Consider the following 14,241-nt stretch of genomic DNA (forward strand, 5'->3'; position numbering starts at 1 on the left):
GTATTGCACTTAATTAGACAATTCTAGCAGATTTACAAAACATACGTTCTCGTGTTATGCTTGGATAAAAAGAATGGAGACGAGTATGGATAAAATTCGGTGTGATTGGGCTAATGGAAATGAACTGGAGGTGAACTACCACGATGAAGAGTGGGGAACGGCAGAACATGGCGATCAAAAACTATTTGAAATGTTGATTTTAGAAAGTATGCAAGCTGGCTTAAGCTGGTCTACGATCCTTAAAAAGCGAGATACACTGACTAGTGCATATGATCAATTTGATTATGTAAAAATTGCTGCATATACTCAAGAAAAAATCGATTCTTTACTAGAAGATCCAGGAATTATTCGGAATAAACTAAAAATCAATGCAACGATTAATAATGCAAAAGTATTTATGCAGATCCAAGAGGAATACGGAAGTTTTGATCAATTTATTTGGGCTTACGTAGAGAACGAACCTATTATAAATCGTTGGAAAGAGATCAAACAGGTTCCTGCGTCAACAGAACTCTCTGATATAATTAGCAAAGACTTAAAGAAAAAAGGGTTCAAATTTTTAGGAACGACAACTGTCTATGCTTTTATGCAAGCTACTGGTATGGTAGATGATCATGTTCAGCATTGTTTTAAGTGCAAAAAGTAACATATATCATATTGTTCAGGTCCTGAGAGAATGACTGATCTCAGGACCTGAACACTTAATTAGAAGAAATGTGCAGGATTTCATAAAGAGCAGCACTGGTTTTGTCAGGTTTCTCAGCATAAAACCCAAAAATTGCTGCTTGCCATTTATCTGGATTATAGACAATGAGATTTCCCAAGCTATTTTTAGGTAACTTGTCTTTGAGCTTTAACAACTTGTCTGGCAGCTTTTCCAAAGAAAGTTGTTCGTCAATTGTCACGGTTTGTTCCAATAAATAAGTAGAATCAGTAAAATTAGTTGCTAGATCTACAGTTAAAGGAACACCGATTTGACAATTTTGCCAACCAAAGTCGCGGATGATAGCATCGTAAAAACCGCCAAAAATAAATTGATTCATTCCTTCAGAGTCGTTCCATACATATAAAGGGGCATATGAATTGGAAACTGCACCGGCTGCTTTTTCTGAAATAAGATACGCTTTAAATAGTAGACCCTTAAAGCCATCTGTTTTTGAACCATTCTCTTCAACACGTTGTCGAATCAGTGATATGTCGTAATCATTCGGTAAAATTATTTTGTATTGCATAGCATTCATTCAAATCAGCTCCTATTCTTGATAAATCCAGTATATTCTTTTGAAAAAGTATTGCATAATACGAAAAAATGATATATGTTATCAGTAATTGTGATAGCAAGAAATGGGTGGTAAGATGGAATTGAATGATTTAGCAATCTTTCAATGTGTAGCTGCTGCAGGTTCAATGTCGGAAGCTGCCAGAATCATGGGATACGCTCAGTCCAATGTGACTGAACGAATCAAACTGCTGGAACAAGAATTGACCGTTAGGCTCTTTGAGCGCACGAATCGAGGCGTTATACTACTTCCAGAAGGGGAAAAATTAGTAGAGTATGCAACGGTCATTTTGAATCAGATTGACGAAATCGAAAAGCATTACAAAAAAGTACCGATAAAAATTGGCTGTACCCAAACGATCGCTTCTAATTATTTTGATTTAGCGGCGGCCATTGATCATCAGCCGACAATCGAGCTATTTATTGATACAACAGTCTGTTTAGAGACGATGTATAGAAAAAAAGTGCTGGATGTATTGGTTACCAACAAAACGACGACTCTTACCAACACGATTTTATTCACTGAAACGGTTGGCTGGCTATCTGCCTCAGGTGTCCAAGATGTATACCTGATTAGCCGAGATAAGGAATGTCCATATAGAAAGATGATGCTGTCTTTAATCAATCCGCTGACATGTAAAATTGTCGAAGTCGACACTATTTACTTGATGATCGACCTAATAAAAAAAGGAGCTGGCCGGTCGCTTTTACCTGAACGATTTGTTCAGGAGAAACAGAATCAGTCGTTGCTTTTCAATAAAATAGAACAACAAGTTCCTATATATATCGCTGGAAATGAAATAAACAGACGTTATGTTCGTTCATTTTTAGAGCAAAGCAGCGGCTTGATATAGGGAGGATTTGATTTGTTATGAGTGATATTTACAAGGATATCAATTCAAACTACGAGCGATTATCAGAAGCCGAACGGGAAGTCGTTGAGTTTATTTTAAAAGTTAAAGATATTGAGAGTTTAAAATTAAAAGATATTAAAGATGTTCTATATGTGTCAAATGCGACAGTCATCAGAGCGTGTAAAAAGTTGAATTACGCCACCTTTAGTGAAATGAAAGAAGCGTTTATTCAGGCAAGAGATTCAAAGCAAAACAACTGTTCAGCAGAATCAGAATTTGTGCGTGTTTTAGAGGGGATAAAAAAAGATACGATAACAACTCTAGAATTAGCTGATGAAAAAAATATCGATCAAATCTGTAATTGCCTAATCAAGGCAAGAAGAATTTTTTGTGTTGGAATGGGGTCCAGTTTTCAAGCAGCATCTGAGTTTAACCACAAACTAACGTTGCTTGATCTTTGGGGGAATGTTTATTCAGATAAAACTTCGATTGAATATATTCCTCAAATCAGTAAAGAGCAAGATGTGATCGTTGTTTTTTCTTCAAGTGGTCAAGTAGATGAAATCAATGAGACTATTATCAAAGCAAAAAGCAATGGCACCCAAATCATTGCGCTTACCAGCATGTCTGCAAATAAACTAAAATCGATCAGTACATATTCTCTACTGACTGGTAGTTCCAGTAGTCAGAAAAAAACTCGTTCTGGATTGATGCTGCATATAATGAGTACTCTTGTTTATGAAAAAATCTTAACCAAAGTATCTAGCTTTTAACGCATATTAAGGAGTAACACCAAATAAAAGAAGAGCCTGCAATATAACTTTTTGAGTTATGTTGCAGGCTCTTCATTTCTACATCTGTTTCGTTTAGGCTCGACAAAACTTAATTTTTATCAAAATGATCTTCATAAACCAACATCAGCTTATCAAAACTTTTGGCATCGGGGATCAGTGGAATCACAACAATCGGTATATTATTGATATAGATTTCAGGAATATTGGTAATGATGCAATCATATTCAGCAGCAGCTTTTTCTAATTCCTCTAAAGAGGTCACATGCAAAGGTGTACAAGAAAAACGTCCTCGTAGGTAATAATTAATTCGCTCAGAAAGCATGTTCATATAATCTAAACCAGAATTAAATAAAAGACAGGCGTTCAGCGTTGGTGTTGAGTATTCTAAACGATCCAACAAGTTTGGCCAATTTGTAAACAGAATTGAAATAGATTCATAGACCATATATTCTTTATAAGGACTGGAATAAAAAATCGCTTGTAAAGAGTGGAGCAATTCCATCGGGAAATGTCCATATAAGTTTTTTATACTTGAAAGAAATTCCTTGTTTTTGTTGTGCAAAATGTAGGTTCTTCCATGGATCTGACATTCTAAATTATAAAGACGTATAAAGATAGTATCAAAATTAGCACATTTAGAGCCCATTCTTTTTTCAATCTCCAATAGAAGAGCCTCAATTTTTTTGTATTTCAAGTAGGCATTACGATCCGTTTTTATCAGTTCACGTACTGCATCAAGAGAAGGCATGTATTGGTCACTAAAAAATAAATAGTAGAAGGCGTTTAAGTTCACTTGGTTTAAGGGTAAATGGAATTGGCTATAAAACTCATCGCATGCATAGGCATCACTAAGGATAGTGAATTCATTTTCTGGAATATCATGCAGATGGTTTTCGCTATTATGCTTTAAAAGATTGATTACAGTATAGGTATAAAAGCGCAAGCGATTCAATAAAGAAAAATCTAAATTATACGACGATTTATCAGGAATTGCCTGATTAATGATCTGAAGACCGACTTGATCTAAAATAACCAGTTGTGGCGGTGTTAAAAGACTTTCGGCTACGCCGTATTTTTCATAAAAATAGTGCTGCATAAAATTACAAATACTATGTGGATCGCCAACCAGCTGCATTTTTTTTAAGTTGATTGTAAAACCTTCTATCTGAAGGAGCTGGTTGACACGAAGAACGATTCGCTTGATTGTAGAGACACTGGTATATAGATTGTCTGCTAGATCAATGATTGTAGAGAAATTATGTAAGAAAATTTTTTCGATAAGCTGAAATTCCACACTATTTTTAATGAACTTCTGATAAATACTTGTTTTACAAAAATCAAAATTTGCAGCAAGACGGATCCCGTATTTTTTAGAAGACTCGATCGTAGTAGGTGCGAGTAATACTTCTAATTCGATAATATCTGATTTTAATGTTTTGACAGGTACGCTTAAGATTTCTGATGCTGCTGAAAAAGTGACCCATTCATTATCAGCTAACAGTTCCATTAGCTCTAATTGGCGTTTGGATCGTGAGGAGAGGATTTCTTTCATGCTATCAACACTTTCTTTATTTATGTTATTTTTTTATATTTATTCATATTATAATGAAAAGAATTTCAAGACGTTTCTATTTTAACTTGAAACAGGCTGGTTTGTCTAGATGACCTTAGATGATAATAGATGTTTTTTTAAAATAAGTTAAATTGTATAGGTCAAAATTTTCTTTTTAATAGAAAAATATGACCTTTTAAGGCAGGTTATTTTGATAACATTTGTAATATTTATCTAAAATTGTTTAAAAATTAATATTATTTTCATGTGAAAATCAAATTCGATCAAGTATTGCTATTTTTTGATCATAAATGACCCTTTTTTTTCTTACATAACGTTTAAACTAATGTTAAGCCAGTTGAAGGCAAAACGATAGACGGAGGAAAGTTATGAAGAAAAAATTACTAGGGTTAGTATTAATGTCAACAATTATTTTAGGTGGGGCAGGTCTGTTGAATGCTGATGTTGCAAATGCTCACGGATATGTAGAAAAACCAGCAGCTCGTGGATACCAAGGTTCATTAGATAAAAATACTTTAGGCTGGTCAGCAGCTATGGAGAAATACGGAATGGTTATTACAAATCCGCAGTCTCTAGAATTTGATAAAGGGTTCCCGCAAGCAGGACCAGCAGATGGCCGTATTGCATCAGCAGATGGTGGTAAAGGTCAAATCACTGACTCTGTAATGGATAGCACAGGGGCAAACCGTTGGACGAAACAAGATATCAATACTGGCGTGAATACATTTACATGGCATTATACAGCGCCTCATAGTACGACTAAATGGCACTACTATATGACAAAAGTTGGTTGGAATCCAGATAAACCATTATCGAGAGCTGATTTTGATTTTCTTGGTGAAGTGAAACATGATGGTTCACCGGCTTCAAATAATAAATCACATCAAATTACAGTTCCGGAAAACCGTTCTGGTTACCACGTGATTTTAGCTGTTTGGGATGTTGCAGATACAACAAATGCCTTTTATAATGTGATCGATGTCAATGTAAGGGGTGGCGGAGAAATCACTCCTCCAGTTGAGGAAGCACCAGCTAAACCAACAAATGTAAAAGCAACAGATATCACAACTTCTTCACTTAAATTAACATGGGGTACAGTTTCAAATGCCAAAGAATACAATGTATATCGCGATGACAAAAAAGTTGCAACCGTTGGAGGGACTCAATTCAACGATGCTAATTTAACTGAAAACACAACGTATTCTTATCAAGTAGAAGCAGTTGGAACAAACGGTAAAGTCTCTGAAAAGAGCGCAGCAGCAAAAGCAACAACACAATCATCCGCTGTAGAAGATAATCAAAAACCAACAGCACCAACAAACGTTCACTCAATGGGAACAACTGAAAACACAGTAGATTTAATGTGGACAAAATCAACTCACTTCTTAGGTGTTAAAAACTATGAAGTATACCGTGATGGTAAAAAAGTTGCGACAACTGAAAAGACAAGCTTCAAAGATACAGGCTTAAAAGCTGATACAACATACAACTATACAGTAAAAGCAATCAGCATTGGCGGAAACGTTTCAGAAACGAGTGCGGTGTTTTCTGTGAAGACCAAAGAAGCGCCAAGTGGTCAATCAACATGGGAAGCGGACAAGATTTATAACTATGGTGATAAAGTAATCTTCAACGATTTAGAGTATGAAGCAAGATGGTGGACAAGGGGTGAACGTCCAGATCAATCAGACGTTTGGAAACTTCTTTCAAATAAAGCAGTCAACTGGGAAACAAGCAAAGCTTATAGCGGCGGCGATACAGTAATTTTCCAAGGAGAAACATACAAAGCAAAATGGTGGACACAAGGAAACGAGCCGACAACTTCAAACGTTTGGGAATTGATTTAATCTATTTTAAACTTCCTAAATGACATAGTAAGGAATACAGAGTACCAACGACATAGAACAAAAAAGAAGCACTGGATCTGATGTTATGCATCTTCTCCAGTGCTTCTTTTTACAGATTTTGAATATGTGTATGTTTAAATGCATCTGAATATTTAAGTCCATATCCCATTGTTCGATCCATAAAAATATGTGCGAACCAAATGATAGAAATGGCTAATAAAAGAGCCGTGTGGGTAAAGAGATACATAAAACTAAGTAAGACTGGGAAAACTAGATTATGACCTAAATTATAAATTTTAGCACCAACAGCTGGATTTTTTAAGTAGCCTACCATAGTAACATCTGGTAATAGAAGAAAAAGAAAGAAGTAAAGAATTGAAAAACCAAAATGGATATACAGTGCTAGTGCTAAAATAAAGAGAGCCCCATTTTCTAGTTGTAAAATTATTTTATTTGTCATAATGAGAGCTCCTTTATTCCATGGTTAGATAGTTGATCGATCAAAGCGAATAACTCCGCTTGATTTTCTACGTAGTTATTATCTTGGATCGTAGCTTTTAGTTTTAATAATAACTTGTAAGACACTTCGTAAAAAGAGATCTTTTGTTTGATATAGTTGATTTTATCTGTTAAAAAGTCAGTAGACTCATCGTTGCATTGAGTAGAAATCGGCTGCCTTTTTAACTCTAACAAGTAGTTGATTTCTTTTATGGAAAAATTCAGCTCTTTTAACGCTAAGATAATTTTTAAATCTTGTTGGTCAGTTTCCGTAAATTCACGATACCCATTTGTTTGTCGCTTGGGTTGTAGCAAACCGGAGCGCTCATAAAAGCGGATCGCATCAGTTGATAGATTAAATTGTTGGGCAAATGCAGTTATTTTCATTGTTCTTTCCTCCTGTATCGTTAGTGTAACATTGGATATAGCTCCAAGGTCAAGAAGGAAGTTGAAGGTTGAGGCATGAACAAAATGAAAAAAGTGATTTAAAACCGTTCTCGAGGATAGAAAATGATTTGAATAATACTTGACTTTCAAGCGCGGTATAAGCTTTATACTATAAAAAAGGTGGTGAACAAATGCGATACAAAATCAATGAGTTTTTCAAAATGACCGCTATTCCTAAGTCCACACTGCGTTATTATGATCGAGAAAGATTGTTGATTCCGTCATTAAGAGATCAAGAGAACGGTTATCATTACTATGATGAAACAGATTTTAAACGAGCAAACCAGCTGACGTTATTAAGAAATAGCGACTTTTCGATCTCAGAAATCAAAGAAGTCTTGTATGGGCTTGAAGAAGAAGCGGATTTAGCCTATTATTTAATTGAAAAAAAGGCATTTATTTTAGAAGAAATTCATGAAAAAGAGCGATTGATGAAAAAAATCGATCAAATGATTACACTAAGTGAAACAGGTACTTGTGAACAAGAGTACGTCGTTAAAACACGAACCAAACCAACGCAACGTGTGATCACTAGGACTTGTACTTGCCCGTTTGATGAAATGGGACCGGAAGTGAATTGCTTATATGAAGCAGCCAAAGGAGCTGTTAGCGGTGAGTTGTTTACTTGTCAACAAGAATTATTGAATGAAAAGATACAGTATGAAATTGGCATTCCCGTTAGTCGCATGATTGAAAGTAAAGAGGTTAAAAATGAAATTTCCCCTGAAATGACGGGGATTCAAACACTTCATTATGGTTATTACCAGGAGATTGTAAAGGCGTATAAAGTGTTGATCGATTATGCAGAACAGAATCGGCTGCAAACAAATTTTTCGTTTATCAGCACCTTTATTAAGGGAAGTGGCAAGAAGTTCAAAGGGAATCAGGCAAAATATATCACGGAAATCTTTTTACCTATAAACTATTCTGGAGGAAGTAACAATGAAATTTGAGTGGAGAAAGCAAGAGAAAGAACTGTATTTACCTAAAGCAAAACCGACGGAAATCATAGTGCCAGAACAAAAATTTTACACGTTATCTGGAGCAGGCGATCCTAATGGAGAACAGTTTTCGCAAGAAGTCTCGGCCTTGTATGCCATGTCTTACGGTATTAGAATGTTATCGAAAAAAGGTTTGGCTGGTAAAGAACCGTTTGAATATACGGTTTATCCTATGGAAGGGATTTGGACATTATCTGATGAAACAGTAGCGGAGGAGAGAGGCTTCAACAAAACTGATTTAGTCTACAAGATCATGATTCGGCAACCAGACTTTGTAACCGAAGCACTAGCGTTAGCCAATTTAGAAGAAGTGTCTAAAAAGAAACCGAACCCAAATAATCAAAACATAACATTTGAACGGATCGAAGATGGTAAATCTCTTCAAATGCTGCATCTAGGTTCATATGATGACGAAGCGAAGACCTTTGAAATAATGGGACAATATTGTGAGGAACATCAGTTGCATAGAACGACATTTGCCCATAGAGAAATCTATCTGTCTGACCCTAGAAAAGTGGTGCCAGAAAAAATGAAGACAGTTTTGCGGTATTTTGTTGAGTAAATGATAAAACGAATGAGCGGTGTCTGGGATATAATTCTGCGAGTTATATCCCAGACACCGCTCATTCGCTTTTTTAGTTAAGTATTTTTTTGTAAACATGGGCTTCATAATCAGAAAGAAGCATTCGTTTTGTTAAGGGCTGCGTTTTAGTTGGTGCTAATACTTCTTCCCAAGTAGAACAATCCAAAGTATCTGGTAATGAAACAGTTGTCTGTTCGCGAGCCAGCTGAACTAAAATGAGCCATTGTTCGGTCTCAGTTGTACGTGTATAACTAAAAACAGTTGGGTGTTCAGGCAATAGTAATTCGAATTTACCGTGAATGAGCGCGGTGGTTTCTTTTCTTAAACGAATCAGCTCTTGATAATGGTGGAAAATACTGCTGCTTTCAAGCTCTTTTTGCGTTGCGTTAATCATACGGTAATTTTCGTTAACTTGCAGCCAAGGAGTGGCGGTTGAAAAGCCGCCATGTATCGTATCCTCCCATTGAAATGGCGTGCGGCTATGATCTCTAGACCAATTCACTGCAATCGCCAAAGCGTCCTCGCTTTTAGTCCCTTGAGCCAATAATGTTTGATAAAAATGAATCGTATCTGCTCCATCGATTTCCTCGATCGAAGTGAAGGGATAATTTGTCATACCCAATTCCTGGCCTTGATAGATGAACGGTGTTCCTTTTAACAAAAGTAAAACCGTAGCCAGCGCTTTAGCGGCATCAGGAGAATCATCACCGTAAACTGAGACACTGCGAGGTGTATCATGATTTTCCAAGTATAGAGCATTCCAACCATGATCAGCAAGACTTGTTTGCCATTGGTTTAGGGAATTTTTTAAATGTGAAATAGACCCTTTTTGATACCCGGGTTCGCCAATTCGCTCGCAGTGTTCCAATTCAAAAATCATGTTGAAATACCCGTTATCACCCGTCCAGTCAGCCGCCTCATGGTGAGGCACTCCGCTTGCTTCCCCGACCGTCATAACCTTGTATTCATCGAAAATCGCTTTTAATTCCTGTAAATAAACTTCAATGCCCGAGACATTCATAAATGGTGCCCATTGATTATCTGTAATGTTAAAGTCCCAAGGTTCTTTTTGGATATGGCTGATCGCATCAATACGAAAACCGTCAATGCCAAGATCAAGCCACCAGCGAATCATCTGATAAATATCGTGGCGAACTTTTGGATTTGTCCAATTTAGATCGGGTTGTTCTTTAGCGAAAACGTGAAAATACGATTGTTTCGTTGTTTCATCGTATGTCCAGGTGGAGCCGCCAAAAAAGGATTGCCAATTATTGGGTGGGCAGTCCTTGGCAGCATCTGTCCAGTGGTAATAATCCCGATAAGAGTTATCTAGTGATTTCTTTGACTCTAAAAACCAAGGATGCTGATCACTCGTATGGTTGACCACCAAATCCATGATGATCTTTAAATCCAAACGGTGAGCTTCCTTCAGTAATGCTTGAAAGTCCTCCATTGTACCGAAATCTTCGTGGATTGCTTGGTAATCAGAAATATCATAGCCGTTATCAATATTTGGTGAAGCGTAAATCGGGTTGATCCAAATGAAATCAATACCCAACTCTTTTAAATAGGAAAGCTTTTCTCGAATCCCGTTAAGATCGCCGATCCCATCGTGATTGCTGTCTTTAAAACTACGTGGATAAATTTGATAGCCAACGGCATTTTTCCACCAGCTGTTTTTTTCTACTATACTGATTTGTTTTGTTTGAGTAGCTGAATTAGGCATGCTTTTTTCCTCCGAGTTCGACCACAAAGGCTTCATAAGGTGCCAAAGTTCTGTCTAAAAGGTTGCGGTACTCTTTTTCAGTATTGGCAATAATTGTTTTTTCGACTGGTTTATCTAGTGAAAATACTTGTTCTTGGTCTGAAAAATTACAAACAATCAGCCAACTGTTTCCTTGGTAGTGACGATAGTAAGCAAAAATATCAGTTGCGGTATCTTCTAGTAATTCAAAGCTGCCCCAAACGATCAGTGGATGCGTTTTACGTAATTCAATCAGTTTTTGATAGGTATAAAAGATCGACTCTTTATCAGCTAAAGCTTGTTCAACGTTGATTTCATGATAGTTTTGGTTAACATCGATCCAAGGTGTACCTGTTGTGAAGCCGGCGTTTACTGTATCGTTCCATTGCATAGGGGTGCGAGCGTTATCTCGTCCTTTGGCGTTGATCGATGCCAAAATTGCTTCTTCTGGATAGCCTTTTTCGATTCGATCCGCATACATATTTTTACTCTCGATATCTTCCACTTCTGCAATATCGTGAATGATGCGGTTGGTCATCCCGATTTCTTCGCCTTGATAAATATAAGGAGTTCCTTTTAACATGTGCAATAAAATCGCCAACATTTTAGCGCTTTGGACACGATACGTGCTGTCATTGCCCCATCTTGATACGATGCGAGGTAGGTCGTGATTATTCCAGAATAAAGAATTCCAGCCCTGATCCCCAAGTTCTGTTTGCCATTTGGAGAAAACTTTCTTTAGCTCGGCAATTTGTAATGGACGTAGATCCCATTTGCTTTTGCCAGGTTCTTCATCTAATCCGACATGCTCAAACTGGAAGACCATTGAAAGTTCATTTCGTTTGGGATCCGAATATAATTTAGCAATTTCAGGTGTTGCGCCCCATGTTTCACCAACGGTTAATAAGTCTTTGTCGCCGAATGTTTTGGTATTCATTTCGTGTAAATAGTCATGTAGTTTTGGACCATTACCGGTGATTTTTTCATCAGGTATCTTGCCAACAAGATCAATCACATCCATCCGGAAGCCGCCGATTCCTTTGTCGATCCAAAAGTTCATCATATCGTAGATCGCTGTGCGTACATCAGGGTTTTCCCAATTCAAATCTGGTTGCTTTTGGCTAAATAAATGCAGATAATATTCACTACTGGACTCGTCTAACTGCCAAGCAGAACCTAAAAATGTTGACTCTAAGTCATTAGGCGCATTTCCGTCATGCCCCTCTCGCCAAACATAGAAATCACGGTAGGGGTTTTCTTTTGATGTACGCGATTCGATAAACCAAGGATGTTCATCACTAGTATGGTTGACTACGAGATCCATAATGATCTTGATGTCTCTTTGCTGAGCTGCTTGGATCAAGTGATCCATGTCAGCCATTGTGCCGAATTCGGTCATGATTTGTTCGTAATCACTAATATCATAGCCGTTATCATCGTTTGGTGAACGGTAAACAGGGCTCAGCCAGATGGCGCTGATTCCTAGTTTTTTCAAATAGTCCAACCGTTGGATGATACCAGCTAAATCACCGATCCCATCACCGTTACTATCTTGAAAACTTCGTGGATAAACTTGATAAACGACGGCTTCCTGCCACCAATGAGTGTTTGTTCCCTGATGTGTCATTTTGTTCAGTCCTTTCTATGTTGTCTAGTGATACGGCAAAGCCGTATGGTGCAAGTTCAATAATATTTTTATCTAATGAGTGCATTTGTGTTGAAAATAGAATATGTTCCTTTTCCAAGTAAATAGGCGCCTGTCCTGTATTGAAAATGCCATGAAGCATTTTTCCTTCATATTCGTAAGCGAAATCAATAAGCCCAGTTTTTTCATTGGTTTCTAGCCAACGTAACTTCCCTTCGGATAAAATCGGTTGATGTGCTTTTCTAAAGGCGATCAAAGCTTTAACGAATTCATACATCTCTAAATCTTGTTGTTTATCTTCCCAAACCATGCATTTACGACAATCAGGATCGCCTGCCCCGTCCATAGCATATTCATCACCGTAATAAAGACAAGGAACGCCCTTTTGTAGGTAGGTGAATGCCAGAACTTGTTTCATTAGCTCCTTGTTATTCTGAGCGATTGTCAACAAACGTGGTGTATCGTGGGAATCCAACACATTGAACATAATTTGGTTGGTTTGTTCACGATAAAGCATCAGTTGATGGTTTAATTCAGATACCATTTTACTTAAAGGGATGGTTTGGTAGACAAAATAAGAAAGAATAGCATCTGTAAAGGCGTAGTTCATAACAGCGTGAAATTCATCCCCCTGAAGCCAAGCTTGGGAAGAATGCCAAATTTCCCCTAAAATATAAATATCTGGTTTGGCTTCTGTACAGATATCATGAAACTTACGCCAAAAGCGATGATCTACTTCGTTAGCGACATCTAGGCGCCATGCATCGATATCAAACTCTGTGATCCAGTAACGAGCAATGTCTAATAGATACGCTTGCACTTCTTTATTTGCTGTATTTAATTTCGGCATATGTGGAGTGAAGGCGAAAGTATCGTACGAAATATCATCGGAAAATTCAAAATTAGCGGTTGGTGTGTAAGTAACTGGGAATTGATGGATATGGAACCAGTTAGCATAAGCTGAATTTTCACCATGTTTGATGACGTCTTGCCATTGAGGTGAAAAATCCCCCATGTGATTGAAAACAGCATCTAGCATCACGCGAATTCCACGTTTGTGACACTCTGCAACGACTTTTTTAAATAGTTCCTTATCTCCGAAAGCTGAATCGATCTCAAAATAATCGATTGTATCATACTTATGATTGCTAGCGGCTTGGAAAATCGGACAAAAATAGATACCGTTGATGCCAAGGTCTGTCAAGTGTTCCAGATGGTCTAGGACACCTTGCAAATCACCACCGAAAAAGTCTTCACGTCCAGGATGTTCTTTGCTGCCCCAAGCGAGTGTACCTGCTGGATCATTAGTCGGATCCCCATTGGCAAATCGTTCAGGGAAAATTTGATACCAAATGGTTTCCTTTACCCACTGTGGTGCTTTAAAGCGGTCAGCTTCGTGGAAGTAAGGGAGTTTGAAATAGTTATTGGCTGCTTTTAAGGTTATTTCTTGATAAGGAAAGAAGCCATGATCACCATAAAATAGGATCGTTCCATCCATACCTTCGATCTTAAAAGCGTAACTTAGACGTCGGAATGGTGCGGATGTCTCGACTGTCCAATAATCATGGGTAGTAGTTGATAAGTATTTTTCCATTGGTATCGTTACATTAAACCATTCATTATGTTCGAGTTGATACGGATCACCATTCAATAGTTCAACATTTTTGATATCACCTCTGCCAGTTCGTAAGCGGATATGCATTTTGTCGGATGTATATAAATAAGCAAATTCGCTTTCTGGCTGGTGATGGATCGCTGCAGTATTCATCTAATTTGTCCCCCTATAATCGACTTAGTATTTTTTCTAGTCAGACGTTTCTAAAAACCACCCATATTATGCCACATAAGAAAAACGTTTTCAATGTATTTTTCGCAATCGATTGCATTTTGTTTTAGTCGACCCATTATTTACTAGGAAAATAGCGAGAATTGCTAGTTAAAGAACTTTTTTTACATTTAAACATTATCGTTGTTGT

Annotated in this window: 13 protein-coding genes; 6 read left to right on the forward strand and 7 right to left on the reverse strand. The window is 37.3% G+C overall.

The window, feature by feature from the left end:
• The first annotated feature begins 85 nt into the window (after positions 1–85).
• Positions 86–646 (forward strand): DNA-3-methyladenine glycosylase I, encoded by a 561-nt coding sequence (locus A5866_RS12330; RefSeq protein WP_086277348.1) that lies wholly within the window; start codon positions 86–88, stop codon positions 644–646.
• Between the two features lie 55 nt (positions 647–701).
• Here A5866_RS12330 and A5866_RS12335 read toward each other — a convergent pair whose 3' ends face one another.
• Positions 702–1,241, reverse strand: a complete 540-nt coding sequence (locus tag A5866_RS12335) for a DUF4865 family protein (RefSeq protein WP_086445234.1) — start codon at positions 1,239–1,241, stop codon at positions 702–704.
• Between the two features lie 103 nt (positions 1,242–1,344).
• Here A5866_RS12335 and A5866_RS12340 point away from each other — a divergent pair, with 103 nt between their 5' ends.
• Both A5866_RS12340 and A5866_RS12345 read left to right on the forward strand, forming a co-directional pair.
• Positions 1,345–2,133, forward strand: a complete 789-nt coding sequence (locus tag A5866_RS12340) for a LysR family transcriptional regulator (RefSeq protein WP_254907617.1) — start codon at positions 1,345–1,347, stop codon at positions 2,131–2,133.
• Between the two features lie 17 nt (positions 2,134–2,150).
• Positions 2,151–2,906 (forward strand): MurR/RpiR family transcriptional regulator, encoded by a 756-nt coding sequence (locus A5866_RS12345; RefSeq protein WP_086277342.1) that lies wholly within the window; start codon positions 2,151–2,153, stop codon positions 2,904–2,906.
• A 109-nt stretch (positions 2,907–3,015) separates the two neighbouring features.
• Here A5866_RS12345 and A5866_RS12350 read toward each other — a convergent pair whose 3' ends face one another.
• Positions 3,016–4,479 carry a helix-turn-helix domain-containing protein gene (locus A5866_RS12350; RefSeq protein ID WP_086277340.1) on the reverse strand — a complete coding sequence of 488 codons (1,464 nt, stop codon included), beginning with the start codon at positions 4,477–4,479 and terminating at the stop codon, positions 3,016–3,018.
• A 389-nt stretch (positions 4,480–4,868) separates the two neighbouring features.
• On the opposite strand from A5866_RS12350, the gene A5866_RS12355 reads away from it, so the two are divergent.
• Complete coding sequence (locus A5866_RS12355) at positions 4,869–6,347, forward strand: lytic polysaccharide monooxygenase (protein WP_086445232.1); 1,479 nt, start codon at positions 4,869–4,871, stop codon at positions 6,345–6,347.
• Positions 6,348–6,456: 109 nt separating this feature from the next.
• Here A5866_RS12355 and A5866_RS12360 read toward each other — a convergent pair whose 3' ends face one another.
• Complete coding sequence (locus A5866_RS12360; protein ID WP_086445231.1) at positions 6,457–6,807, reverse strand: DUF4260 domain-containing protein; 351 nt, start codon at positions 6,805–6,807, stop codon at positions 6,457–6,459.
• The gene (locus A5866_RS12365) at positions 6,804–7,232 is read right to left on the reverse strand and encodes a MerR family transcriptional regulator (RefSeq protein ID WP_086445230.1); all 429 of its coding nucleotides are present in this window, start codon (positions 7,230–7,232) and stop codon (positions 6,804–6,806) included. Before A5866_RS12365 ends, A5866_RS12360 begins: the two co-directional genes overlap by 4 nt.
• Before the next feature lie 191 nt (positions 7,233–7,423).
• On the opposite strand from A5866_RS12365, the gene A5866_RS12370 reads away from it, so the two are divergent.
• Positions 7,424–8,245, forward strand: coding sequence for a MerR family transcriptional regulator (locus A5866_RS12370; protein ID WP_086445229.1), 822 nt, complete (start codon positions 7,424–7,426; stop codon positions 8,243–8,245).
• The gene (locus A5866_RS12375; protein WP_086277330.1) at positions 8,235–8,855 is read left to right on the forward strand and encodes a GyrI-like domain-containing protein; all 621 of its coding nucleotides are present in this window, start codon (positions 8,235–8,237) and stop codon (positions 8,853–8,855) included. The genes A5866_RS12370 and A5866_RS12375 overlap by 11 nt, the downstream gene beginning before the upstream one ends.
• A 73-nt stretch (positions 8,856–8,928) precedes the next feature.
• On the opposite strand, the gene A5866_RS12380 is transcribed toward A5866_RS12375, so the two are convergent.
• From A5866_RS12380 to A5866_RS12390, 3 genes are read right to left on the reverse strand one after another with little or no spacing between them, the layout of a single operon-like run.
• Positions 8,929–10,602: a glycoside hydrolase family 13 protein gene (locus A5866_RS12380; protein WP_086445228.1), complete on the reverse strand. Its 1,674-nt coding sequence runs from the start codon at positions 10,600–10,602 to the stop codon at positions 8,929–8,931.
• Positions 10,595–12,247, reverse strand: coding sequence for a glycoside hydrolase family 13 protein (locus A5866_RS12385; RefSeq protein WP_086445227.1), 1,653 nt, complete (start codon positions 12,245–12,247; stop codon positions 10,595–10,597). Before A5866_RS12385 ends, A5866_RS12380 begins: the two co-directional genes overlap by 8 nt.
• The gene (locus tag A5866_RS12390; protein ID WP_086445226.1) at positions 12,168–14,033 is read right to left on the reverse strand and encodes a glycoside hydrolase family 13 protein; all 1,866 of its coding nucleotides are present in this window, start codon (positions 14,031–14,033) and stop codon (positions 12,168–12,170) included. Before A5866_RS12390 ends, A5866_RS12385 begins: the two co-directional genes overlap by 80 nt.
• Between the last annotated feature and the right edge of the window lie 208 nt (positions 14,034–14,241).

The sequence above is a fragment of the Enterococcus sp. 12C11_DIV0727 genome, assembly GCF_002148425.2.
Taxonomy (GTDB): domain Bacteria; phylum Bacillota; class Bacilli; order Lactobacillales; family Enterococcaceae; genus Enterococcus_L; species Enterococcus_L lemimoniae.

What these genes read in the sequence shown, in the direction of transcription:
- A5866_RS12330 (WP_086277348.1), top strand. Translation starts at nt 86, where the DNA reads ATGGATAAAATTCGGTGTGATTGGGCTAATGGAAATGAACTGGAGGTG.
- A5866_RS12335 (WP_086445234.1), bottom strand. Translation starts at nt 1,241, where the DNA reads ATGAATGCTATGCAATACAAAATAATTTTACCGAATGATTACGACATA.
- A5866_RS12340 (WP_254907617.1), top strand. Translation starts at nt 1,345, where the DNA reads ATGGGTGGTAAGATGGAATTGAATGATTTAGCAATCTTTCAATGTGTA.
- A5866_RS12345 (WP_086277342.1), top strand. Translation starts at nt 2,151, where the DNA reads ATGAGTGATATTTACAAGGATATCAATTCAAACTACGAGCGATTATCA.
- A5866_RS12350 (WP_086277340.1), bottom strand. Translation starts at nt 4,479, where the DNA reads ATGAAAGAAATCCTCTCCTCACGATCCAAACGCCAATTAGAGCTAATG.
- A5866_RS12355 (WP_086445232.1), top strand. Translation starts at nt 4,869, where the DNA reads ATGAAGAAAAAATTACTAGGGTTAGTATTAATGTCAACAATTATTTTA.
- A5866_RS12360 (WP_086445231.1), bottom strand. Translation starts at nt 6,807, where the DNA reads ATGACAAATAAAATAATTTTACAACTAGAAAATGGGGCTCTCTTTATT.
- A5866_RS12365 (WP_086445230.1), bottom strand. Translation starts at nt 7,232, where the DNA reads ATGAAAATAACTGCATTTGCCCAACAATTTAATCTATCAACTGATGCG.
- A5866_RS12370 (WP_086445229.1), top strand. Translation starts at nt 7,424, where the DNA reads ATGCGATACAAAATCAATGAGTTTTTCAAAATGACCGCTATTCCTAAG.
- A5866_RS12375 (WP_086277330.1), top strand. Translation starts at nt 8,235, where the DNA reads ATGAAATTTGAGTGGAGAAAGCAAGAGAAAGAACTGTATTTACCTAAA.
- A5866_RS12380 (WP_086445228.1), bottom strand. Translation starts at nt 10,602, where the DNA reads ATGCCTAATTCAGCTACTCAAACAAAACAAATCAGTATAGTAGAAAAA.
- A5866_RS12385 (WP_086445227.1), bottom strand. Translation starts at nt 12,247, where the DNA reads ATGACACATCAGGGAACAAACACTCATTGGTGGCAGGAAGCCGTCGTT.
- A5866_RS12390 (WP_086445226.1), bottom strand. Translation starts at nt 14,033, where the DNA reads ATGAATACTGCAGCGATCCATCACCAGCCAGAAAGCGAATTTGCTTAT.